This window comes from Bradyrhizobium sp. 195 (assembly GCF_023101665.1).
In the GTDB taxonomy this organism is placed as follows: domain Bacteria; phylum Pseudomonadota; class Alphaproteobacteria; order Rhizobiales; family Xanthobacteraceae; genus Bradyrhizobium.
Genome location: NZ_CP082161.1, coordinates 4,423,006 through 4,443,960 on the forward strand (window position 1 = coordinate 4,423,006; position 20,955 = coordinate 4,443,960).

Consider the following 20,955-nt stretch of genomic DNA (forward strand, 5'->3'; position numbering starts at 1 on the left):
CATGAGCGACCAGGTCCGCATCGTCGAAATGGGGCCGCGCGACGGGCTCCAGAACGAGAAGGTTCCGGTCGGCGTCGAGGCCCGCATCGCCTTTGTCGAGGCGCTGGTCGCGGCCGGTCTCGATACGGTCGAGGTCGGCGCCTTCGTCTCGCCCAAGGCGATCCCGCAAATGGCGAGCTCGGATGCCGTGCTGCGCGGCGTTGCCCATGTGACGGGCGCCGAATTCCACGTGCTGGTGCCGAACGAGAAGGGCTATGACGCCGCGCGCGCCGCCGGCGCGAAAGTGGTCTCGGTGTTCGCTGCGGCCTCCGAAGGCTTTTCCCGCGCCAATATCAATTGCACGGTCGCGGAGTCCATCGAGCGGTTCAAGCCGGTGCTGGCGCGCGCCAAGGCCGATGGCGTCAAGGTGCGCGGCTATATCTCCTGCGTGCTGGGCTGCCCGTTCGACGGCGAGATCAAGCCAAAGGCGGTCGCCGATCTCGCGAACACGCTGTTCGAACTCGGCTGCTACGAGATCTCGCTCGGCGATACCATCGGCGTCGGCACGCCTGCCAAGGCCAAGGAGATGCTGCGCGCGGTTGCCGCCAATATCCCAACCGGCAAGCTGGCAATGCATTTCCACGACACCTACGGCCAGGCGCTCGCCAATCTCTATGCTGGGATGGAGGAGGGCGTCCACGTCATCGATGCCGCCGCGGGCGGCCTCGGCGGCTGCCCCTATGCACCGGGCGCGACCGGCAATGTCGCGACCGAGGACGTCGTCTACATGCTCGAAGGCATGGGCGTCAGGACCGGCATCGACATGGAGAAGCTGCTGGCGGCCACGAACGAGATGAGCGGCCTGCTCGGCAAGCCGCCCGTGAGCCGGGTGGCGTCCGCGCTGAACGCGAAGAAGAAGCGGGCCGCGACTTCAGCTTCGTAGGGTGGGCAAAGGCGCGTAGCGCCGTGCCCACCATCTTTCGATGATCGAGACAGGTGGTGGGCACGCTTTCGCTTTGCCCACCCTACGAGACCTGCTTAAGCCGCCTTCAGCCCCACGTCCGGCAGACGCGGCCGGTTCTTGAGCGCCTTGGCCATCATGGCCTCGACCTCAGCCTTCTCCTGCGGTAGCAGCGCCAGGCGCGGCGGGCGGGTCAGCGCGGTGCCGCGGCCCATAATGTGCTCGCACAGCTTGATGCACTGGACGAGGTCCGGCCGCGCGTCGAGATGCAACAGCGGCATGAACCATTCGTAGAGCGGCATCGCCTCGGCGAAGCGCCCCGCCTTGGCCAGACGGAACAGCGTCTCGCCCTCGCGCGGGAAGGCGTTCGACATACCCGAGACCCAACCCACGGCGCCCATCGCGACGCTCTCGACGATGACGTCGTCGAGCCCCGCGAACAGCACGAAGCGGTCGCCGACCATGTTGCGGGTGTCGATGAAGCGCCGCGTGTCGCCGGAGGAATCCTTGAAGCAGACGACCGTCTCGACGTCCGCCAGCGAGGCCAGGATGTCGGGGGTGACGTCGTTCTTGTAGATCGGCGGATTGTTGTAGAGCATCACCGGCAGGTCGGTCGCGGTGGCGACGGCGCGGAAATGCGCGGCGGTCTCGTGCGGCTTGGACGAATAGACCAGGGCTGGCATCACCATCACGCCGTCGATGCCGACACGCGCGGCTTCCCTGGCCGTCTCGACTGCGAAGGCGGTGGTGAATTCCGCGATGCCGCACAGCACGGGCACGCGGCCGGCCGCGACCGACTTCGCGGTTTCCATGATCGCGACCTTCTCCTTGCGCTCAAGCGACGTGTTCTCGCCGACGGAGCCGCAGACGATCAGGCCGGAGACGCCATCGCGGATCAACCCGTCCATCACCTTGGCAGTTGCGTCGATATTGAGCGACAGGTCGTCATTGAATTGCGTGGTAACGGCAGGGAAGACGCCTTCCCAGGAAACGTGGCGGGTCATGAGTTCACTCCAAGTGTATTGCCGGCGGGGGCTGGGGCCGCTGGTTGTTGTTAAGACGATGGCGAATGGAATTAGAGCGTCGCGCCGACCTTGCGCAGCTCGGCGAGGACGGGGGCCTTGGGCAGCCAGATCTTGTCGAATTCGGCAATGACGGCCTCGGTATCCTTGGCGTCGACCTGGCGGATCGGGATCGGTGCCTTCTTGAAATTCTCGATCAACGCCGGCTCGTTGCCGGCAAGCTCGTCGATCTGTGCGTCCAGCGTCGACTTCACCAGCTTGGTGATCAGCTCGCGGTCGGCGGGCGGCAGTGACTGCCAGACCCGGCCGGAGACGACGGCCGCCATCGGCATGAAGACGGCATTCATCTGGAGGATCACCTTCGACACCTTGTCGAAGCGCTGGTTCCAGGAGAATTCGAGATCGGCCTCGAGGCCGTCGACCTGGCCGTTGGCCATCGCGTCGAACACCTGCGGCGTCGGGATCGGGGTAGGCGCAGCACCCAGCGAGGAATAGAAATCGCGATAGACCGGCGTCGGGTTGATGCGCAGCTTCATGCCCTTGATGTCGGCCAGCGTGTTCAGGTCCTTTGAGGAGAACACCGCGCGCATGCCGGTGATGCCCCAGCCGAGCCCGATCGTGCCGGTCTCCTGCGGCAGCACGTCGAACAGTTTCACCGCCGCCGGATGCCGCACGAATTTCGCGACCGACGGCGTCGAACGGACGATGTAGGGCGCGTTGATCGCGGCGATGTGCGGCACGCGCGAGCCGAGCTCGGCGGCCTGGATGAAGCCCATGTCGAGCGCGCCGGACTGCAATTGCTGCATCATCGCGGTCTCATTGCCGAGCTGGCCGGAGTGGAACACGGTCAATGTCAGGCGACCATTGGATGCCGCCTTGAGATCGTCGCCGAATTTGAGCGCGGCCTTGTTCCAGGAATGGCCGTTCGGCGTGATCAGGCCGAGGCGGAATTCCTTGGCCTGGGCGAGCGCCAGCGACGGCGCGAACACCGATGCGGCGGCACTGGCGGCGAGAAAGCGGCGGCGTGAGAGCGGCATGGTCGGGCTTCCTTCTAGGTGGGCCTATTTGACGAGGATCAGCGAGAGCGACGGATAGAGCGAGAGCAGCACGAGGAGGACGCAGGAGATGACGAAGAACGGCAGCGTCACCATGAACATCTTGCCGGGCTTGGCGCCGGTGACGGCGGCCGCGACGAAGAAGCAGAGCCCGACCGGCGGCGACAGCAGGCCAAGCACCAGATTGATCACCACCACCACGCCAAAATGCCTGGGATCGATGTGATAGACCTCGGTGGCGACCGGCAGCAGGATCGGCACCGTCATGATCAGGCCGGGAATGCCGTCGATGACAGTGCCGATCACCAGCAGGATCACGTTGCAGATCAGCATGAAGCTGACGGGGTCCTTGGCGGCGGTCTGGATCCAGGCGGCCGTCTCCTGCGGCACCTTGCCGAAGATCAGGACCCAGGAGAACACCGCCGCGGCCGCGACCAGGAACAGCACGATCGCCGAATAGATGGCGCTACGCAGCATCATCTGCGGCAGCTGGGAGAACTCGAACTCCTTGGTCCAGAACTTTCCGACCAGTGCGGCTGCGACGGCACCGACGGCTGCGGATTCGGTCGCGTTGGCGAGGCCGCCGAGAATGGTGCCGACGATGACGATCGGGATCAGCAGCGTCGGAGACGTCCGCAGGATGGCCATGACGCGCTGGCGCGGCGTCTGATAGTCCGCGCGCGGATAGTTGTAGATGTATCCCATCAGCGCGATGACGAGGCAGAACATGACCGTGAGGATCACGCCCGGCACGATCCCGGCGATCAGCATGTCGCTGACCGAGACCTGCGCCAGGACGCTGTAAACCACGAACATCACCGAGGGCGGGATGATCGGGCCGAGCATGCCGCCATAGGCGGTGAGGCCGGCCGCAAAGGTCTTGTCGTAGCCCTTCTTCTCCATCTCCGGGACCATGATCTGGGCCATGATCGCCACCTGCGCGGTCGCTGATCCCAGGATCGAGGAGATGAACATGTTGGCGAGGATGTTGACGTAGGCGAGCCCTCCCTTGAGCGAGCCGACGAAGGCCATCGCCATGTCGACGATGCGCCGGGTGATGCCGCCGCCATTCATGATCTCGCCGATCAGGATGAAGAGCGGGATGGCGATCAGGCCGTAGCTGTCGACGCCGCCGAAGAGCTGGAGCGGATAGGACTGGAACAGCACGGGATTGCCGGATGCGGCGATGTAGACGAGGCCGGCGAGGCACAGGCAAAGCCCGATCGGCACGCCGACCAGCATGAACGCCATGAAGGCCGCTGATGTGATCATCAGTTCACCCCGTCCAGCTCGGAGAGCTGAAAGCCCGTCAGTGGCGTGCGCGGGACCAGCCCGATATCTTCCAAGAGATTGGCGAGACCATGAATGGTCATCGACACCGCGAAGATCGGCAGCGTCAGGTACATCACCCAGGTCGGCCAGTTCAGCGTCTGGGTATGCTCGGTGTAGAGGAAGTTGAAGGTCTCAGCCGCGAGCTTGCGCCCGTCGAAGCCGACGCGTGCCAGCCCAACCGGGTCCATCCAGAGCACGCAGGTCACGATCAGGGCGACGCCGAACACGACGACGAGGCCGGTCGAGATCATCTTGGCGATCTTCTGGTGCTGCGGCGAAAGACGCTCCGTCAACATAGTCACAGCGAAGTCGAGCCGCAGCCGCGTCATCGCGGAAGCACCGATGAAGGTCAGCCAGACCACGCAATACACCGCGGATTCATCGATCCAGTAGATCGGGAAACGCGAGTAGCGGGTGACGACGTTCACCAGGATCAGACCGGTGAGCAGATACATCAGACCCATCAGCGCCAGGCGCTCGAAGGCGAGCAGGGCGCTCGACATCCGGACGATCGTACGTCGGACGCTGAGCGCGCGCGTGGTCGGCATCGTCTGCTCGATCATGAAGAGGCCCCAACCCCGAAGATTTGTCGTGCGATTGCCAAATGTATAATTTATACATTTTGGGAGTCAAACAGAGATTGCGATCAATTCGGCGGCAGGGCGCCGCTTTTGCCGGGCACTTCTTTTGCGGCGGCTCGGCTTTTGCCGGGCACCTCGACATGCAAGACAGGGACCGCGTCGGCCGAACGAGTCGGGAAGGACAACAGAAGGTCAGATGAAACAGCCTCTGAAGCATCGCACCTTGTCGGCGGCGATTGTCGATCAGCTCCGCCAGGCGATCCTAGACGGTAGCTATCCGGCCGGATCGCAACTGCGCCAGGATGCGCTCGGTGAGGCCTATGGCGTCAGCCGGATCCCCGTTCGCGAAGCGCTGTTTCAGTTGGAGGCGGAAGGCCTCGTGCGCATCGTTCCGCAGAGGGGCGCCATCGTCTCGGAGCTGTCGCTGGACGAAATCAACGATGTCTTCGACCTCCGCCGTATCCTGGAGCCGCGATTGCTGGCGCAGTCGGCGCCGCGTTTCACGACAGAGGATTTCGAGGGGCTCGACGAGATTCACAAAAGCTTCGAGAAGGCGATCAAGGCGCGCAATGTCAGTGAATGGGGGCAGCTCAACGCCGACTTCCACATGGCGCTCTACGTGCACGCCCCGCAGCCGCGCACCCGCGCAATCGTGCTGTCGCTGCTCCAGACCAGCGACCGCTACACCCGCCTCCAGCTCTCCAACACCAAGGCGATGGGGACGGCGGAAAAGGAGCACGCCCATCTGATCGCGCTCTGCCGCGCGCAGAAGGTTGACGAGGCCTGCCGCTTCCTGGAGCGGCACATCGAAGCCGTGCGCAAGGATCTGTTGCAGGTGGTGGCGAACGCGCCGAAGGGGCGGCGGAAGAGCGTGCCATAATCGCCGCTCTCGTAGGGTGGGCAAAGCGGAGCGTGCCCACCACCTTTCGCTGATCATAAAAAGATGGTGGGCACGGCGCTGCGCGCCTTTGCCCACCCTACGGAAGCTTTGCCCGCCTTACGATTTCAGCTCGTAGGGTGGGTTAGCCGAAGGCGTAATCCACCACTGTGTGCCTCCGCGGAAAAAGAGGTGGGTTACGCCCTGCGGACCGCGCTTTGCGCGACCGCAGGTCTAACCCACCCTACGGCAGTTGCGATTGCCTCTACCTGCTTCCGTCCGGCCCCATCACCAGGTCCGGCAGCCCGGTCGAAATCGCCGGAAAGAAACACAGCAGCAGCACCGCGAGCATCATCAGCAGCACGAAGGGCAGGGTACCCCAGATCACCTCGCGCAAGGGGATGTCGGGCGCGACGTTGCGGATGACGAAGATGTTGAGGCCGACCGGCGGATGGATCAGCCCCATCTCCATCACGATGGTCATGACCACGCCGAACCAGATGATGTCGAAGTTCGCGGCGCGGAGCGGCGGCAGGATGATCGGGGCGGTCATCAGGATGATCGAAACCGGCGGCAGGAAGAAGCCGAGCACGACCACCATGACGAGGATCGCGAACAAGAGCTCCCAGCGCGGCAGGTGCATCGCGACGATGGATTCGGCGACCGATTGCGAGATGTGCAGATAGCTCATCACGTAGGAATAGAGCAGCGACATGCCGATGATCATCATCAGCATGGTCGATTCCCGGATCGTCGATTTCATGATCGGGGCGAGATCGCTCGGCCGCCAGACGCTGTAGATCGCCGCGATCAGCGCCAGAGCGAGAAGACCGCCGAGGCCGGCGGTTTCCGACGGCGTGGCGTAGCCGCCATAGAGCGCGATCATGACGCCGGTCAGCAGCAGCACGAAGGGGATGACGCGCGGCAGCACGCTGAAGCGTTCGGCCAGCGTGTACTCGTCGCGGGCGAGGATCGCGGCTTCCGGTCCGCCGTTCTTGTAGATCGCTTCGGCCGCCGCATATTCCTGGCGGAAGCGGATCACGGCGTAGGCGCCGAACAGCGAGACCAGCAGCAGGCCGGGGCCGATGCCGGCGAGGAACAGCCGCCCGAGCGACTTTTCCGCAGCGACCGCGAACAGGATCATGGTGATCGAGGGCGGCAGCAGGATGCCGAGCGTGCCGCCGGCGGCGATGATCCCTGCGGCGAAGCCGCCGGAATAGCCGCGCTTGCGCATCTCGGGGATGCCGGCCGAACCGATCGCCGAGCAGGTCGCGGGCGAGGACCCTGCCATTGCCGCGAACAGCGCGCAGGCGAACACGTTGGCAACGCCGAGGCCGCCGGGCACGCGATGCAGCCAGGCATGCAGCGCCGAATAGAGATCCTGGCCCGCGCGCGACTTGCCGATCGCGGCGCCCTTCAGGATGAAGAGCGGGATCGACAGCAGCGTGATCGAGGCCATTTCCTCGTAGACGTTCTGCGTCACCGTATCGAGAGAGGCCGAGGGCATGTAGATGGCCATGAACACGACCGCGACCGCGCCGAGCGCGAACGCGATCGGCATGCCCGAGAACATTATCATCAACGTCGCAACGCCGTAGGCAACGCCGATACCGAACACGCTCATGGACGCTTGGCTCCGGTGAAGGGCAGCGCAAGCTGCACGAGGATCTGGATGCAGAGCAGGCTCATGCCAAGTGCCATCAGCGAATAGGGGATCGCGAGCGGCGGCGACCACATCGAGTTGGAGACCTGGCCGTCGACATAGGCTTCATGGGCCAGTGTCCAGGATTTCCAGGTGAAGAAGGCGCAGAACAGGAACGTGGCGGCGTCGACCAGCCAAAGCCGGATCTTGTTCGCCAGCGGCGACAGCAGGCCGACGAAGGCCTCGATGCCGATATGGCCGCGGTTCTGCTGCACATAGGCCGCCGTCATGAAGGTCGCTCCGACCAGCAGGAACACGGCGGCCTCGTCCTGCCAGTAATTGGCGGCCTTGAACAGCGCGCGGCTGAGCACGCTGTAGCTCAGGATCATGCAAGCGGCGACCAGAGCGACCGCTGCGAACACCACGATGATGGTGTTGAGGACGGCAAGGCCGCGATCAATCGCTGCCGCAGGGCCTGTGCCCGCGACAGCGTTTGCCGGGCCATCACGATCCGGAAGCGGACCGTGGCTCATGCCGCAACGTCGGTGGCGAGCTTGAGCAGGTTTGCCGCGGTCGCGGTCTTGGCGCTGTAATCCTTCCACGCCGTGTCGCGCGCGATGTCACGCCACTTGCCGACGGTCGCAGCGTCGAGCGCCGAGACCTTCGCGCCTGCCTTCTCGTAGACCTTGGCGACCTCGACGTCGTCGTCCTGAGCGCCCTTGCGGCCGAAGGCTTCGAGCTCGGTGCCCACCGTGAGCAGGATGTCCTGCTGGTTCTTCGGCAGCTTGTCGAAGATCGCCTTGGACATCATCAGCGGCTCGAGCATGAACCAGTACGAGGCGCCCGCACCCGAGGTCAGGGATTTGGCGACCTCTTCCAGACGGAACGAGATCAGGCTGGTCGAAGAGGTGATGCCGGCATCGCAGGCGCCGGTCTGCATCGCCGCGTAGATTTCGTTCGACGGCACCGACAGCACCGAGGCGCCGGCGGTCTGCAGCACCATGTCCATCTCGCGCGAGCCGCCGCGCACCTTCAGGCCCTTGGCATCTTCTGGCGCCACGATCGGCTTGGAGCGGCTGGCGACGCCGCCGGCCTGCCAGACCCAGGTGAGCAGGATGATGCCCTTATCGGCGAGGAAATCGGTCAGCGCCTTGCCGACCGGCTCCTTCTTCCAGCGCAGGCCCTGGTCGTAGGTGGTCACAAGGCCGGGCATCAGGCCGATATTGGTCTCGGGCAGCTCGCCGCCGGCATAGGGCATCGGATAGAGCGAGATGTCGAGCGCGCCCTTGCGCATCGCGGAGAACTGCGCGTTGGTCTTGATCAGCGAGGAGTTCGGATAGATTTCGGCGGCGATGTCGCCATTGCTGCGCTTGGCAACTTCGGCGGCGAACATGCGGCAGAGCCGATCGCGGAAATCACCCTTGTCGATGGTGCCCCCCGGAAACTGGTGCGAGATCTTCAGCGTGGTGGCGGCCTGTGCGGTGCCGGTGCCGAAGCGGAGAATGGCGGGTGTGGCGACAGCGGTCGCGAGCAGATGGCGGCGCGTGAACATGATCTGATCCCTTGGGCGGTTCTTAACGGTTCTTGTTTGGCGTGATTGGTCTGGGTTTCCGAGACCGGCGCGTAGGTCCATCCTAGCCGGTCTTTCACCCGATGATCTCTCATCTGATAGTTCGAGACCGAATGCCGCGGCAAGTGCCGGACGTGCTGCGCTGCACACTTCCGCTCCCCGCTGCAGGCCCCCGCTCGTCCGAACGACGGATCGCAGCGGATCGCCAAAATTTATCGCCGGCGGCGTAACAAGGCGGGTCGTCCATCCGTCGAAATTGAATAGCGGCGTCCGTCGCTGACAAACACCACCTCGAAGGGAAGATGATCCATGACCATTCGCACCCGTATCGTGCTCGGCGTCTCGGCTGCCGCTCTCTCGCTTGGCCTCGCGTTTGCGCCGGCAGCCTTTGCTCAGGACAAGATGGGCAAGGATGACGGGATGATGAAGAAGGATACGATGTCCAAGGACGGCATGATGAAGAAGGACACCATGTCCAAGGACGACGGCATGAAGAAGGACCACATGTCGAAGGACGGGATGAAGAAAGACGACGGAATGATGAAGAAGAACTGATCTTCGACCGGCGCTGCAGCGTTTGCGACACGCAGACGCGCGGTCTCGAACTTCCTGGGGCGGTCGTGTGGACCGCCCCGGAAGCAAGGTATCAGTTCAATTCAATTGAACGTGAGGTGTGATCGTTACTTGCGCTTGGCCTTGCGGGCGGCGTAGCGGGCGTCGCGCTTGGCCTTCTGCTCGGCCTCGACTTCAGCCAGCTTGGCGACCGCTTCTTCCGCCTCGCGGGCGATCCGCGCAGCCTCCGCGGCTGCCGCTTCCTCCGCGACGCGCTTCTGCTCGGCCTTTTCGGCTTCGCGCGCTGCCTTTGTCTCGGCGCGCTTGGCCGCGAGTGCCTCGCGCTCGGCGCGTCGTGCGGCGACCGCCGGATCGTCGTGACCCGGCTGCGACTTGAACTTGTTCAAAAGATTTTTGCGTGCTTCCTGCGCCGCCTTTTGTCGGTCGGAGAAGCCTGGTTCCCTGAATCCACTCATCGAACGAACCTTGTCTTCCTCACTTTCAGCCCTACATCACTGCGTGTTGGTACGTCGGCTGGGCATAGCGGGCGCCACGCGACGCAGAAGCGTGTACATCGGTGCGCGTCGCGAAGCCACCCATAATCGCAGCCGATCAGGTCAACGAAAAATCGCCCCCAACGACGATCTCTCGTAGCCCGGAAAAACTGCCGAATTGTGATGTCCCTCATATAGGGACCACGAGGGCGGGGCCTAGCGTCCGCCCGATACGGAGCACGGGTATGCCGATCTCAAGACTAAGCCTGAAGGCGCTCGTAGTTGCCTTCGTCCTGGTAGCCGTTGCCGGTGCCATGCTGCTGCTCAGTCGTCCGCAGCCGATCGAGAGTGCCGTCCTGGGAGCCGGCTGGGAATGCACCCAGACCGCCTTCGTTCTCACGACCTGCGCCCCGCGTGTCCCGGCGATCCCGGCCGTCGAAACCTCCCGCAAGGATGCGATCCGGGCGACACGAGGCTGAGGTGGCTGACCTGGGATGTGACGGGACGTCGCAGAGGTGATAAGCCGGCTTGCCCGCGCGACCAGGTAGCCATGCCCACATCCCAGCCCGAATCGGGCGAGAAGCCGAAATCCCAGCAGAAACCTCCTTCCGGTGACAACCGCCGCGGCGCGATCGCCGGCTTGATCATCGCGATCATGATCCTCGGTATCGGCTGGTGGCTCGCCCGGGACCTCACCGCGGCCAGCAAGATGCAGGACTGCCTGATGTCCGGGCGCAGCAACTGCAACGTGATCGAGCCGGCCCGCTAGAAGCGGTCCAGCGGGCCGCTTGGGCCGAAAAAATGCCCTGATCTTAACCATTTGTAACGGGACTTCGCCGACCAAAGCAGGTCAGCTATGTCAGCCGGCATCAAGCCCGACGCGAGGCGAATCGTCTATCGCGCTAGGCACCACGGCAATCGAGAGAGCAGGGGGTTAAGCACGCATGAGTGCGTCCAGCCGCATAAAGATCATTACTCCCTTGGTTTCGGCCATGTCGCTGCTCGCGCTGTCGGCGCAGGCCCAGGACGCGAGGCCCCCAAGGGACGCCGGCCAGCCTGCGGCCGGCCCGGCCGCAGGGGCACCGCCCCCGAACAATCAGAACATGCGCAAGGGCCCCCCGCCGCAGCAGGCGGCCCGGCCCGCGCCGCCGCCCGGTGGCCAGCCCCATGCGGGTCCTGGTCCGCACGGCGCTGGCGGCCCGCCGCCCGGACGGTATGTCGCCCGCGGTCCCGCGCCGACGCGCGACTGGGGCGGACACACCTATCGTGGCAGTCGCGCCTGGGATGGCGGGCGCTGGCGCCACGAAGTCCACAACGGCCGCTCCGGTTGGTGGTGGGACGTTGGCGGTGTCTGGTATTATTATCCGCAGCGAATGGCGGGTCCGCCCGCCTACATCTCGGAGGAGTATTACGACGACGTGCCGGTGGCCTACGCTCCAGCGCCGCCGCCGGTGGCCTATGCGCCGCCACCTCCGCCTCCGCCGCCGGCTGATCCTGGCGCGAGCGCGCTTGGCGGCGCCATCGTCGGCGGCGTGCTCGGCGGACTGATCTCGGGCAATGCAACAGGAGCTGCCGCCGGCGCGGTTCTCGGCGGCGCAACCGGAGCCATCGCGGGCGCCACCGCCGCATCCCAGCCCGGTTACTACTGGGCGCAGGGCACTTGCTACTACCGCTATCCGAGCGGCCAGTATGTGCAGGCCGATCCCCGCGCCTGCTACTGAGTTTCCCAAGCCGATTGAACCAGAGGCGGGCCCCGGCCCGCCTTTTTCTTGCGCGCCGGTAATTGCATCAAATTGGCGCTGGCGCTCGTTGCCGCCTCACGCAAGTCTCAAAACAAAAATGTCGGGATGATTCGCGGGGACGTCGGACATGCTGGATGCAATCCAGATCAGCTTGGCGCTTTGGGCCATGATCGTTTGCGGCGGGATCAAGCTTGGGCAGGTGCTGCACTGCCTGTTCTAGCGCACGATTCCGGCGGCGAGCCTTGCAGGGGGATGGATCACCCTCGCGTCAAGACACGAGCCAGTTGAAGAACGCAATCGCGCCCCAGACCAGGCCGGCGATCCAGGCCAGCATCACGATGCCGATGGTGCCGAGATAGGCGACGCCGACCAGGTCGCTCCTGTGTCGTCGCGTCGGGACGTTGGCTGAGGCTGCTGCGTCTTGTGTCATGACGGAAACCACCATCGATGTCCTCGCGCTCCTGAAAGCGTCGAGACCATGTTTAGCCGAGGTGCAGGGCCGAGACTGTGACGCCATTCACAGATCGTCCGAATGAAGCCCATCTTCATGGCTTCGCAATCAGCGCATGCACACGGTGAGGTGAGGGTGCCCGGGCGCTCGCCCAGCCGGGAAACCGTGACGTTACCCCGCAATCATACGGACGAAATTGCCACGCGCTTGTCCAGATGGCCGGCTAGAGTCGACCTCATGTGTACCAAGTACGACCCACAGCTTGAAGCCGAGGCCGCGATGAAGCGGGCTGCGGCATCGGAAGGCGTCGATCGGCAACGCTTGATCCAGCTGGCCTTGGCCTGGCACGAGCTCGCCCGAGATCGGCGCGACGAGCGGGCGGACTGAGGGCATTTCTCGGGGAAATTTGACGATCACAGGCCGAGGTCGGTCGGCCCGTTGATCTGCATGAGAAGGCCCCGTGCTCGGGGGACAAGCACGGGGCCCTTCAAAGCCGACCGGGGCTGGGAGGTCGGCACCACTTGATTTCGTGCATTCCAACGTACCGGTCGTGATCTCGTTCCACGCCGCCTTCGCATTTTATTGGGCCGCGGTTCGCTTGCGCTTAAAATAGGAACACTCGTTCCTTGCGGACGTTGGCCGGCTATGACCGACCCCGAATTACGCGCACAGTCTTTCCAGATTGCCTGGAAATATCTCGATCGATCCGGCCTGCTCACAGGTGAGCACAGGGAAGCAGCGCGCTTCATCCTGAACAGAATCGACCGCATGATGCTGCGAGGAGAGCGGCGCAGACTGCTGCTGTCGAACGCTGCGATCGATGCCTATCGGCTGCGGCCCGTGCTCGTGAGCGCATGATCGACCTGGACGCAACCAGTCGTTAACGAACGCTCCGCACCTGATTTTGTGATCGCGATTCGTGCCTTGCGAACGAAGCAGAGTCGGATCGTGAACAAACAAAAAGCCCCCGAAGGGGCTCAGTGTCTAGGCGGCTTCCGTCTTCGGGACGGCGTCGGCATTCACTGAAAGCTTGACGACATCGCCTTCGACGGCACCGACATATTTGGTGTCGATGTAGTGATGATGGTCCTTGTGACCTTCCGGGCTGTCCTTGCGCGTCAACTTGATCCGGTTGCCCTCGACGCGATCGACGGTGCCGACGTGTGCGCCGTCCTTGCCGATGATTTTCATGTGCTCTCTGATGTCAGCCATGTTGTCCTCCTTGCATAGGTCTCAACTGCCGACACCGCTGTTCGTTGCAGCAGACGGGCGTTGGACCCAAGGCGCTTTCCGCACGTTGACCTCCGATCGGATCTGCCAAGACGCGCATGGAGAGCATTCAGGCCTATCTGGAACGGAAGCATGAGGAGCTCAGGCTGTTGAACGACTGCCTGAGACATCGGCTCGATTTGGCGCGTCCGCGTTCCGTCGACGATATCGTCAGGTCCAAATTCCAGATCACCGCGGCGCTGAGGGCGGAGCAGGAGCTGCACGACTGGAAGGCGACCGAGACAGCCTGGTCGCATACGGCCGATCGCGTCAACGGGCCCTTCGAGTTCAGTTACGACTATCAGCGAGCCGACCTTACGGTGCGCGGGCCTTCATTCTATGAGTTCGACTGCGGCTGCGCGAGCACGGCGATCTATACTGCCTCAGGCATGGCCGCAATCTCCGCCGTGCTGCTGGCGTCCGCGCACATCGTCGAGAAGGCTGATATCCTGGTGCTTCCAGGCTCCTATGGTGAGACGCTGGAGTTGATCCGGGGCTTTGTTCCTCATTTGCGGCCCGTGGTTTTAGGCCTGCCGCTGGGCGGTGCGTTTACTTCGGGGAATTCGCCGCGAATTCTTCTGTTGGATTCCTGCTCCCTCGCGGGCGCTTTCGAGGCCGCGCTGCGAAGTGACGGCTCGGGTCTCGATCTCCTGGTTTTCGATACGACCTGCTTCGCCGGCCGTTCGGGCCGGATCAGGCGGGTCCTGAAATGGGCCCAGCGATACGGAATTCCGCTGGTGCTGGTGCGAAGCCACAACAAGCTCGATTCGCTCGGGGCGGAATATGGCCGGCTCGGCTCGGCCGTCTTCGTGCACGATGAGCCCCAGCGGGCAGGACGCCCTGAATGCACACGTCTCGCGTCCGAGACCCGCAACGCGGTGCGCCTTCTCGGCGGAGCGGCGTTGCCGGCGCATTTCCCGCCCTTCGTGGGCAGCGCGGCCTACTTGGCCCTCACGAAGCGGCGCGTAGCGGCGATCTTGCGCAACAGCCGAAGCATGGCTCGATATTTTGCTGCGCAGCTCCCGGCACTATCGGCCGAACTCCATTTCACCCACGGTCTCTACGTCACCCTCCGGGGCAAGCGTCCCCTCGACGAGGGGAGCGCGCGGCAGGCGGCCGAGGACATGAGCAACGAGCTGCGCGCAGAAGGCTTCCCGATCCGCCACGCCGGCAGCTTCGGTTTCGACTTCGCCGCGACCGAGTGGTTTCACGACGCGACCACGGATCTGTACAGCGTCCGGGTGACGGTCCCGGATTTGCCGACGGACATGTGGGACGATCTCACCGCGGCGATTGCGCGGTGGTGGCACGCCCATCAGTGCGCGGGCGGTGAAGCTTGAGTATTTGGCGATAGGGCGAGGAGGGCGACTCAATCAATCGACCGCCAGGCAATGCTCCAGGTGCGGCTTTTCGTTGTTGTCGCGGCTGGGACGCGCCCATTCCTGAACGGCGAAGGCGAGGTGATGCTGGCCCATCGCGCCGCCAATGATAGATGCTTGAGCCACCTCGATCGGCTTCGTGACCACGCTGGTGTTCACCACGCCTGCGTCGATTGCCAAATACGACATCGCGACGATCGCCACCGCAGATGCGATAGCCATTCTTGTCCACTCGGAAGGCGGCATTAAAATCCTTATCGGGCGCACTGCGCCCGGCGCTTAGATAGGGCTGATCTGTGTGGTTCAAAGGCCGCGGCGAGCGGACCCACGCGTTCGTGAAGGGCGGTTGAGTGGTAAATGAGATTGGCGATCCCGGCAGGACTCGAACCTGCAACCCGCGGAGTAGAAATCCGCTACTCTATCCAGTTGAGCTACGGGACCGTCTGGAGCCGCCCCGGTTGGGGGCTGGCTGTTCATCTACCATGCCATTATGAAAAATATCGTCTTTCGCCAAGCCTGAACCGAACCCTTTTCCTCAATGCCGCGACAAAGCGGAACGGTGGCGTGTCAGGGTGCCGGGTTGAGCGGCAGCGGACTGGAGATGGATCACATCGCCGGTAACGCTGAAGAGCTTCCGGGATACGGCCGCCGGTCGACGGATCTGGTATTGCTGCGCCATCAGGACGGCGTGCGCGACAATATCTTGATCGGTCTCCTCTGGGCTTGCCTTGTCATGGCGAATGCGACGATTTGCACCTTTGGTTCCATCGCCTTGAGTCTGTCACCATTCCGCGCATTTCATGCCGCCTGCGGGCGGCTGTCCGCGATTTCCGGGAGTCCCTCATGATCGGTCTTGTTCGCGCCGTCACACTCTGCGCCGCGCTGGCGCTCGGCCTTAGCGCGGCACAAGCCGCTGACAAAGCGTTCAAGCGCGACGATCTCGCCGATTCCGCGATCAAGCTGGAGGCGCAGATCAAGAGCGAAGCGGGGCCGGTCGCCAAGACCAATGCGACGCTGAAGACGGATGCCGACGCCGCTTTCCGGCGTAATGATTACCGCACGGGGCTCTCGGTGCTCGGCCAGATCGCGGCCACCACGCCGGAGGATACCGGCAATTGGCTGCGGCTCGCCAAGGTGATCTTCCAGATCTCGCCGAAAAGCTCGAGCGAGCAGACCTTCCTGCTGGAGCGCGCCTCGACCGCGGCCTACATTGCCTACCAGCGGGCCGGCAACCCGGGCGAGGAGGCCGACGCGCTTGCCGTGCTCGGCAAGTCGCTGGCGGAACGGAAATTGTGGCGGCCGGCGCTGGACGCGCTGCGGCTGTCGCTCGACATGCGCGAGGTCGCCGACGTCCGCGGCCAGTATGAGAAAATGCGCGATGAGCACGGCTTCCGGCTGCTCGACTACACCGTGGACTCGGATTCGGCGAGCCCGCGCGCCTGCTTCCAGTTCTCGGAGGAGCTGGCAAAACGCACCGACTTCGCGCCGTTCCTGGCGCTGGCGGGCCAGGACAAGCCGGCGCTGTCGGCCGAAGGCAAGCAGCTCTGCGTCGACGGGCTGAAGCACGGCGAGCGCTACAACATCAATTTGCGCGCCGGCCTGCCGTCCACCGTGAAGGAAGGCCTGCCGAAATCGGCCGAGTTCAACGTCTATGTGCGCGACCGCAAACCCTTCGTGCGCTTCACCAGCCGGGCCTATGTGCTCCCGAGGACCGGCCAGCGCGGCATTCCCGTTGTTAGCGTCAACACGCCCGCGGTCAACATCAACGTGTTCCGGATCGGTGACCGCAACCTGATCAACACGGTGGTCGACAGCGACTTCCAGAAGACGCTGTCGAAATATCAGCTCAGCGATCTCGGCGACGAGCGCGGCGTCAAGGTTTGGACCGGCGAGCTCGCGACCGCGATGACGCTGAACCAGGACGTCACCACGGCATTCCCGGTCGATCAGGCCCTCGGCGAGCTCCAGCCGGGCGTCTATGTGATGACGGCCGCCGCCAAGGGGCCGGGCTCGGACGACGAGTACCAGCTCGCAACGCAATGGTTCATCGTCTCCGATCTCGGCGTGTCGGCCTATTCCGGCAATGACGGTATCCACGTGTTCGTCAACTCGCTGGCCTCGACCGATCCGGTCGGCAAGGCCGAGGTGCGCCTGGTTGCCCGCAACAACGAGATCCTGGCCACCCGCAAGACCGACGAGAGCGGCCACGTGCTGTTCGAAGCCGGCCTTGCCCGGGGCGAGGGCGGCCTGTCGCCGGCGATGCTCACCGTGACCGGCGAGAAGGCCGATTATGCCTTCCTCAGCCTGAAGTCCTCCGCCTTCGACCTGTCCGACCGCGGCGTCTCCGGCCGCGCGGTGCCTGCCGGCGCCGACGCCTTCGTTTATGCCGAGCGCGGCGTCTACCGTTCCAGCGAGACCGTCTATCTCACCGCGCTCTTGCGCGACGGGCAGGGCAACGCCGTCTCCGGCGGGCCGCTGACGCTGGTGATCGAGCGCCCCGATGGCGTCGAATTCCGCCGGGCCGTGCTGTCCGATCAGGGCGCCGGCGGCCGCACACTGGCCGTGACGCTCAATTCGGCTGTGCCGACCGGGACCTGGCGGGTGCGTGCCTTCACCGATCCGAAGGGCTCCTCGGTCGGCGAGACCACCTTCATGGTCGAGGATTACGTCCCCGACAGGATCGAATTCGACTTGTCCGCCAAGGACAAGCTGATCAAGGCTAACGCTCCAGTAGAGCTTAAGGCGGACGGCCATTTCCTTTATGGCGCGCCGGCCTCGGGTCTTGCGCTCGAAGGCGACATGCTGGTCGCGCCCGCGAGCGAGCGCCCGGGCTTTGCCGGCTACCAGTTCGGCGTCGCCGACGAGGAGACCACCTCGAACGAGCGCACGCCGCTGGAGAATCTGCCGGAAGCCGACGCCAATGGCGTTGCGACTTTCCCGGTGACGCTGGACAAGCAGCCGGCCTCGACCCGTCCGCAGGAGGCGCAGATCTTCGTCCGCATGGTCGAGACCGGCGGCCGCGCCGTCGAGCGCAAGATCGTGCTGCCGGTCGCGCCCACCGCGGCGCAGATCGGCGTCAAGCCGCTGTTCGGCGACAAGAACGTGGCCCAGGGCGACAAGGCCGAGTTCGATGTCGTGTTCGTCTCGCCCGAGGGTGAGAGGCTGCGCCGCGACGGCCTGCGTTACGAGCTCCTGGAGATGGAGTCGCGCTATCAATGGTATCGCCAGAACAATTACTGGGAGTACGAGCCGGTCAAGTCGACCTCGCGCGTCGCCGACGGTGACGTGACTGTTGCGGCCGACAAGCCGACGCGGCTTTCGCTCGCGCCCCAGCCCGGCCGCTACCGGCTCGATGTGAAGTCGAACGAGGCCGATGGCCCGGTGACCTCAGTGCAGTTCGACGTCGGCTGGTACTCCGACGGCAGCGCCGACACGCCGGACCTGCTGGAGACCTCGATCGACAAGCCGCAATATTCCTCAGGCGACACCATGACGGTGTCGGTCAATGTCCGCAGCGCCGGCAAGCTGACCATCAACGTGCTCGGCGATCGCCTGCTGACGACGCAGACCATCGACGTCAAGGAAGGCACCGCCCAGGTTAAGCTCCCGATCGGCAAGGATTGGGGCACCGGTGCCTACGTCGTGGCGACGCTGCGCCGTCCGCTCGATGCCGCTGCCCAGCGCATGCCGGGCCGGGCGATCGGGCTGAAATGGTTCGGCATCGACAAGCAGACCCGCACGCTGCAGGTGAAGCTGTCGCCGCCAGCGTTGATCCGGCCGAACGCGACGTTGAAGATCCCGGTCAAGCTCGACGGGCTCAATCCCGGCGAGGACGCCAAGATCGTCATCGCCGCGGTCGACGTCGGCATCCTCAACCTCACCAATTACAAGCCGCCGGCTCCGGACGATTACTATCTCGGCCAGCGCCGCCTGAGTGCCGAGATCCGCGATCTCTATGGACAGCTGATCGACGGCATGTCCGGCACGCGCGGCCAGATCAAGTCCGGCGGCGACGCCGGCGCTGGCGAACTCCAGGGCTCGCCGCCCGCGCAAAAGCCGCTGGCCCTGTATTCGGGCATTGTCACCGTCGCCGCTGACGGCACCGCCGAAGTGAGCTTCGACATTCCGGAGTTCGCCGGCACCGCGCGCGTGATGGCGGTGGCGTGGACTGCGACCAAGCTCGGCCGCGCCAACACCGATGTCGTGATCCGCGACCCCGTGGTGCTGACCACGACCCTGCCGCGCTTCCTGCTCAATGGCGACCACGGCACGGTCAATCTCGAGATCGACAATGTGGAGGGCCAGGCCGGCGACTACGTCATCAACGTGAAGACGGGCGGTCCGGTGAAGATGACCGGCAATCCCGCGACCACGGTCAAGCTCGCCGCCAAGCAGCGCAACTCGTTCTCGCTCGCGGTCGACGCAACCGCCGCGGGGCAGGCGACGCTCGACGTCGACATCAAGGGGCCGAACGGCCCGACGCTGGCGCGCCACTATGCGTTCGAAGTCAAGGCCGCGACGCAGGTGCTGGCGCGTCGCTCGATCCGCACCCTGGCCAAGGGTGAGAGCCTGACGCTGACCTCGGACATGTTCTCCGATCTCGTGCCGGGCACCGGCAGCGTCTCGGTCTCGGCGAGCCTGTCGACCGCGCTCGACGCGGCGACGATCCTCAAGGCGCTCGACCGCTATCCCTATGGCTGCTCGGAGCAGATCACGAGCCGCGCGATGCCGTTGCTTTATGTCAACGACCTCGCGGCCGGCGCGCATCTGGCGATGGACACCGAGGTCGACCAGCGCATCCGCGACGCGATCGAGCGGCTTCTGGCTCGTCAGGGCTCCAATGGCTCGTTCGGCCTGTGGTCGGCGGGCGGCGACGATGCCTGGCTGGACGCCTATGTCACGGACTTCCTGACCCGCGCCCGCGAGAAGGGATTTGTGGTGCCGGACGTGCTGTTCAAGAACGCGCTCGACCGCATCCGCAACTCCGTCGTCAACGGCAACGAGCCGGAGAAGGACGGTGGCCGCGATCTCGCCTACGGCCTCTACGTGCTCGCGCGCAACGGCGCGGCGCCCATCGGTGATCTCCGCTATCTCGCCGATACCAAGCTTGCCAACCTGGCAACGCCGATCGCGAAGTCGCAGCTCGCGGCGGCGCTGGCGCTGGTCGGCGACCGCAACCGCGCCGAACGGGTCTATGGCGCCGCCCTCGACAGCCTCGCGCCGAAGCCCGTGCTGGAGTTCGGACGCACCGACTACGGCTCGCAGCTCCGCGATGCCGCAGCTTTGGTGTCGCTTGCCAGCGAAGGCAACGCGCCGAAGGCGACGCTGACGCAGGCGGTGTCGCGGGTCGAGACCGCGCGCGGGCTGACGCCCTACACCTCCACGCAGGAGAATGCGTGGCTGGTGCTCGCCGCACGTGCGCTCGCCAAGGAGAACCTGTCCATGGAAGTGGACGGCCAGCCGGTCAAGACCGCGCTCTATCGCAGTTACAAGGCTGTGACGCTGGAGGGCAAGCCGCTGAAGATCACCAACACCGGCGATGCGCCGGTGCAGGCCGTGGTCTCGGTGTCGGGCTCGCCGGTGACGCCGGAGCCGGCGGCGTCGAACGGCTTCAAGATCGAGCGCAATTACTTCACGCTCGACGGCAAGCCGGCAGACATCAGCAAGGTCAAGCAGAACCAGCGCTTCGCGGTGGTGCTGAAGATCACCGAGGCCAAGCCCGAGTACGGCCACATCATGGTGTCCGACTATCTGCCCGCGGGCCTCGAGATCGACAACCCGAAGCTGGTGTCGTCAGGCGACAGCGGCACGCTGGACTGGATCGAGGACGGCGAGGAGCCTGAAGACGCCGAGTTCCGCGACGACCGCTTCACCGCGGCAGTCGACCGTGCCTCGGACTCCAAGTCGGTCTTCACGGTCGCCTATATCGTGCGCGCCGTCTCGCCGGGCAAATACGTGCTGCCGCAGGCCTATGTCGAGGACATGTACAATCCCTCGCGCTACGGCCGCACCGGCACCGGCAACGTCGAGGTGCGGGCGGCGAAGTGAG

General features: G+C 64.6%; 22 protein-coding genes and 1 tRNA gene. 11 read left to right on the top strand and 12 right to left on the bottom strand.

The features are described 5' to 3' along the window. The first annotated feature begins 1 nt into the window (after position 1). Complete coding sequence (locus IVB26_RS20445) at positions 2 to 922, top strand: hydroxymethylglutaryl-CoA lyase (RefSeq protein WP_247967140.1); 921 nt, start codon at positions 2 to 4, stop codon at positions 920 to 922. Between the two features lie 95 nt (positions 923 to 1,017). On the opposite strand, the gene IVB26_RS20450 is transcribed toward IVB26_RS20445, so the two are convergent. From IVB26_RS20450 to IVB26_RS20465, 4 genes are all read right to left on the bottom strand, one after another. Further along, a complete protein-coding gene (locus IVB26_RS20450) occupies positions 1,018 to 1,944 on the bottom strand; it encodes a dihydrodipicolinate synthase family protein (protein WP_247967141.1) in 927 nt (308 codons plus the stop codon). A gap of 71 nt (positions 1,945 to 2,015) precedes the next feature. Beyond that, positions 2,016 to 2,999, bottom strand: coding sequence for a TRAP transporter substrate-binding protein (locus tag IVB26_RS20455; RefSeq protein ID WP_247967142.1), 984 nt, complete (start codon positions 2,997 to 2,999; stop codon positions 2,016 to 2,018). A gap of 24 nt (positions 3,000 to 3,023) precedes the next feature. After that, positions 3,024 to 4,289: a TRAP transporter large permease gene (locus IVB26_RS20460; RefSeq protein WP_247967143.1), complete on the bottom strand. Its 1,266-nt coding sequence runs from the start codon at positions 4,287 to 4,289 to the stop codon at positions 3,024 to 3,026. Beyond that, positions 4,289 to 4,912 (bottom strand): TRAP transporter small permease, encoded by a 624-nt coding sequence (locus IVB26_RS20465; RefSeq protein ID WP_458309279.1) that lies wholly within the window; start codon positions 4,910 to 4,912, stop codon positions 4,289 to 4,291. The genes IVB26_RS20460 and IVB26_RS20465 overlap by 1 nt, the downstream gene beginning before the upstream one ends. A 214-nt stretch (positions 4,913 to 5,126) precedes the next feature. Between IVB26_RS20465 and IVB26_RS20470 the strand changes: the two genes are divergently transcribed. Further along, entirely contained in the window at positions 5,127 to 5,810 is a 684-nt protein-coding gene (locus tag IVB26_RS20470) for a GntR family transcriptional regulator (protein ID WP_247967144.1), read from the top strand. 262 nt (positions 5,811 to 6,072) lie between these two features. On the opposite strand, the gene IVB26_RS20475 is transcribed toward IVB26_RS20470, so the two are convergent. Genes IVB26_RS20475 through IVB26_RS20485 form a run of 3 tightly spaced genes read right to left on the bottom strand, consistent with a single transcriptional unit; the run spans position 6,073 to position 9,001 of the window. Next, positions 6,073 to 7,431, bottom strand: coding sequence for a TRAP transporter large permease (locus tag IVB26_RS20475; protein ID WP_247967145.1), 1,359 nt, complete (start codon positions 7,429 to 7,431; stop codon positions 6,073 to 6,075). Continuing rightward, positions 7,428 to 7,982, bottom strand: a complete 555-nt coding sequence (locus IVB26_RS20480; RefSeq protein ID WP_247967146.1) for a TRAP transporter small permease — start codon at positions 7,980 to 7,982, stop codon at positions 7,428 to 7,430. Before IVB26_RS20480 ends, IVB26_RS20475 begins: the two co-directional genes overlap by 4 nt. Beyond that, a complete protein-coding gene (locus IVB26_RS20485; RefSeq protein ID WP_247967147.1) occupies positions 7,979 to 9,001 on the bottom strand; it encodes a TRAP transporter substrate-binding protein in 1,023 nt (340 codons plus the stop codon). The genes IVB26_RS20480 and IVB26_RS20485 overlap by 4 nt, the downstream gene beginning before the upstream one ends. Before the next feature lie 327 nt (positions 9,002 to 9,328). On the opposite strand from IVB26_RS20485, the gene IVB26_RS20490 reads away from it, so the two are divergent. After that, the gene (locus tag IVB26_RS20490) at positions 9,329 to 9,574 is read left to right on the top strand and encodes a pentapeptide MXKDX repeat protein (protein WP_036027965.1); all 246 of its coding nucleotides are present in this window, start codon (positions 9,329 to 9,331) and stop codon (positions 9,572 to 9,574) included. A 125-nt stretch (positions 9,575 to 9,699) separates the two neighbouring features. Here the strand turns inward: IVB26_RS20490 and IVB26_RS20495 are convergent, their stop codons facing one another. Beyond that, entirely contained in the window at positions 9,700 to 10,047 is a 348-nt protein-coding gene (locus IVB26_RS20495; protein ID WP_247967148.1) for a DUF6481 family protein, read from the bottom strand. 263 nt (positions 10,048 to 10,310) lie between these two features. On the opposite strand from IVB26_RS20495, the gene IVB26_RS20500 reads away from it, so the two are divergent. From IVB26_RS20500 to IVB26_RS20510, 3 genes are all read left to right on the top strand, one after another. Continuing rightward, positions 10,311 to 10,544: a hypothetical protein gene (locus IVB26_RS20500; RefSeq protein WP_247967149.1), complete on the top strand. Its 234-nt coding sequence runs from the start codon at positions 10,311 to 10,313 to the stop codon at positions 10,542 to 10,544. Between the two features lie 71 nt (positions 10,545 to 10,615). Then, a complete protein-coding gene (locus IVB26_RS20505; RefSeq protein WP_247967150.1) occupies positions 10,616 to 10,834 on the top strand; it encodes a DUF2273 domain-containing protein in 219 nt (72 codons plus the stop codon). A 175-nt stretch (positions 10,835 to 11,009) separates the two neighbouring features. Beyond that, positions 11,010 to 11,786 (top strand): hypothetical protein, encoded by a 777-nt coding sequence (locus IVB26_RS20510; protein WP_247967151.1) that lies wholly within the window; start codon positions 11,010 to 11,012, stop codon positions 11,784 to 11,786. A 289-nt stretch (positions 11,787 to 12,075) separates the two neighbouring features. Here the strand turns inward: IVB26_RS20510 and IVB26_RS20515 are convergent, their stop codons facing one another. Further along, a complete protein-coding gene (locus IVB26_RS20515) occupies positions 12,076 to 12,252 on the bottom strand; it encodes a hypothetical protein (RefSeq protein WP_247973399.1) in 177 nt (58 codons plus the stop codon). A gap of 243 nt (positions 12,253 to 12,495) precedes the next feature. On the opposite strand from IVB26_RS20515, the gene IVB26_RS20520 reads away from it, so the two are divergent. Together IVB26_RS20520 and IVB26_RS20525 are read left to right on the top strand one after the other, a co-directional pair. Further along, on the top strand, positions 12,496 to 12,645 hold the full coding sequence (locus IVB26_RS20520; RefSeq protein WP_247967152.1) for a hypothetical protein: 150 nt from the start codon (positions 12,496 to 12,498) through the stop codon (positions 12,643 to 12,645). A gap of 258 nt (positions 12,646 to 12,903) precedes the next feature. After that, positions 12,904 to 13,116: a hypothetical protein gene (locus tag IVB26_RS20525; protein WP_247967153.1), complete on the top strand. Its 213-nt coding sequence runs from the start codon at positions 12,904 to 12,906 to the stop codon at positions 13,114 to 13,116. Between the two features lie 126 nt (positions 13,117 to 13,242). Here the strand turns inward: IVB26_RS20525 and IVB26_RS20530 are convergent, their stop codons facing one another. After that, a complete protein-coding gene (locus IVB26_RS20530) occupies positions 13,243 to 13,470 on the bottom strand; it encodes a DUF2171 domain-containing protein (RefSeq protein ID WP_027574503.1) in 228 nt (75 codons plus the stop codon). A gap of 116 nt (positions 13,471 to 13,586) precedes the next feature. Here IVB26_RS20530 and IVB26_RS20535 point away from each other — a divergent pair, with 116 nt between their 5' ends. After that, positions 13,587 to 14,867, top strand: a complete 1,281-nt coding sequence (locus tag IVB26_RS20535; RefSeq protein WP_247967154.1) for a hypothetical protein — start codon at positions 13,587 to 13,589, stop codon at positions 14,865 to 14,867. Between the two features lie 33 nt (positions 14,868 to 14,900). Here IVB26_RS20535 and IVB26_RS20540 read toward each other — a convergent pair whose 3' ends face one another. Together IVB26_RS20540 and IVB26_RS20545 are read right to left on the bottom strand one after the other, a co-directional pair. Continuing rightward, positions 14,901 to 15,152 carry a hypothetical protein gene (locus IVB26_RS20540; protein WP_247967155.1) on the bottom strand — a complete coding sequence of 84 codons (252 nt, stop codon included), beginning with the start codon at positions 15,150 to 15,152 and terminating at the stop codon, positions 14,901 to 14,903. A gap of 118 nt (positions 15,153 to 15,270) precedes the next feature. Next, positions 15,271 to 15,347, bottom strand: a tRNA-Arg gene (locus tag IVB26_RS20545). Between the two features lie 160 nt (positions 15,348 to 15,507). Here IVB26_RS20545 and IVB26_RS20550 point away from each other — a divergent pair. Next, positions 15,508 to 15,753: a hypothetical protein gene (locus IVB26_RS20550; RefSeq protein ID WP_247967156.1), complete on the top strand. Its 246-nt coding sequence runs from the start codon at positions 15,508 to 15,510 to the stop codon at positions 15,751 to 15,753. Continuing rightward, on the top strand, positions 15,750 to 20,954 hold the full coding sequence (locus IVB26_RS20555) for an alpha-2-macroglobulin family protein (protein WP_247967157.1): 5,205 nt from the start codon (positions 15,750 to 15,752) through the stop codon (positions 20,952 to 20,954). Before IVB26_RS20550 ends, IVB26_RS20555 begins: the two co-directional genes overlap by 4 nt. Position 20,955 lies beyond the last annotated feature (1 nt).

Excerpts from the sequence above, each read along its gene's own strand:
- IVB26_RS20445 (WP_247967140.1), top strand. The coding sequence starts at position 2 with ATGAGCGACCAGGTCCGCATCGTCGAAATGGGGCCGCGCGACGGGCTC.
- IVB26_RS20450 (WP_247967141.1), bottom strand. The coding sequence starts at position 1,944 with ATGACCCGCCACGTTTCCTGGGAAGGCGTCTTCCCTGCCGTTACCACG.
- IVB26_RS20455 (WP_247967142.1), bottom strand. The coding sequence starts at position 2,999 with ATGCCGCTCTCACGCCGCCGCTTTCTCGCCGCCAGTGCCGCCGCATCG.
- IVB26_RS20460 (WP_247967143.1), bottom strand. The coding sequence starts at position 4,289 with ATGATCACATCAGCGGCCTTCATGGCGTTCATGCTGGTCGGCGTGCCG.
- IVB26_RS20465 (WP_458309279.1), bottom strand. The coding sequence starts at position 4,912 with ATGATCGAGCAGACGATGCCGACCACGCGCGCGCTCAGCGTCCGACGT.
- IVB26_RS20470 (WP_247967144.1), top strand. The coding sequence starts at position 5,127 with ATGAAACAGCCTCTGAAGCATCGCACCTTGTCGGCGGCGATTGTCGAT.
- IVB26_RS20475 (WP_247967145.1), bottom strand. The coding sequence starts at position 7,431 with ATGAGCGTGTTCGGTATCGGCGTTGCCTACGGCGTTGCGACGTTGATG.
- IVB26_RS20480 (WP_247967146.1), bottom strand. The coding sequence starts at position 7,982 with ATGAGCCACGGTCCGCTTCCGGATCGTGATGGCCCGGCAAACGCTGTC.
- IVB26_RS20485 (WP_247967147.1), bottom strand. The coding sequence starts at position 9,001 with ATGTTCACGCGCCGCCATCTGCTCGCGACCGCTGTCGCCACACCCGCC.
- IVB26_RS20490 (WP_036027965.1), top strand. The coding sequence starts at position 9,329 with ATGACCATTCGCACCCGTATCGTGCTCGGCGTCTCGGCTGCCGCTCTC.
- IVB26_RS20495 (WP_247967148.1), bottom strand. The coding sequence starts at position 10,047 with ATGAGTGGATTCAGGGAACCAGGCTTCTCCGACCGACAAAAGGCGGCG.
- IVB26_RS20500 (WP_247967149.1), top strand. The coding sequence starts at position 10,311 with ATGCCGATCTCAAGACTAAGCCTGAAGGCGCTCGTAGTTGCCTTCGTC.
- IVB26_RS20505 (WP_247967150.1), top strand. The coding sequence starts at position 10,616 with ATGCCCACATCCCAGCCCGAATCGGGCGAGAAGCCGAAATCCCAGCAG.
- IVB26_RS20510 (WP_247967151.1), top strand. The coding sequence starts at position 11,010 with ATGAGTGCGTCCAGCCGCATAAAGATCATTACTCCCTTGGTTTCGGCC.
- IVB26_RS20515 (WP_247973399.1), bottom strand. The coding sequence starts at position 12,252 with ATGGTGGTTTCCGTCATGACACAAGACGCAGCAGCCTCAGCCAACGTC.
- IVB26_RS20520 (WP_247967152.1), top strand. The coding sequence starts at position 12,496 with ATGTGTACCAAGTACGACCCACAGCTTGAAGCCGAGGCCGCGATGAAG.
- IVB26_RS20525 (WP_247967153.1), top strand. The coding sequence starts at position 12,904 with ATGACCGACCCCGAATTACGCGCACAGTCTTTCCAGATTGCCTGGAAA.
- IVB26_RS20530 (WP_027574503.1), bottom strand. The coding sequence starts at position 13,470 with ATGGCTGACATCAGAGAGCACATGAAAATCATCGGCAAGGACGGCGCA.
- IVB26_RS20535 (WP_247967154.1), top strand. The coding sequence starts at position 13,587 with ATGGAGAGCATTCAGGCCTATCTGGAACGGAAGCATGAGGAGCTCAGG.
- IVB26_RS20540 (WP_247967155.1), bottom strand. The coding sequence starts at position 15,152 with ATGCCGCCTTCCGAGTGGACAAGAATGGCTATCGCATCTGCGGTGGCG.
- IVB26_RS20550 (WP_247967156.1), top strand. The coding sequence starts at position 15,508 with ATGGATCACATCGCCGGTAACGCTGAAGAGCTTCCGGGATACGGCCGC.
- IVB26_RS20555 (WP_247967157.1), top strand. The coding sequence starts at position 15,750 with ATGATCGGTCTTGTTCGCGCCGTCACACTCTGCGCCGCGCTGGCGCTC.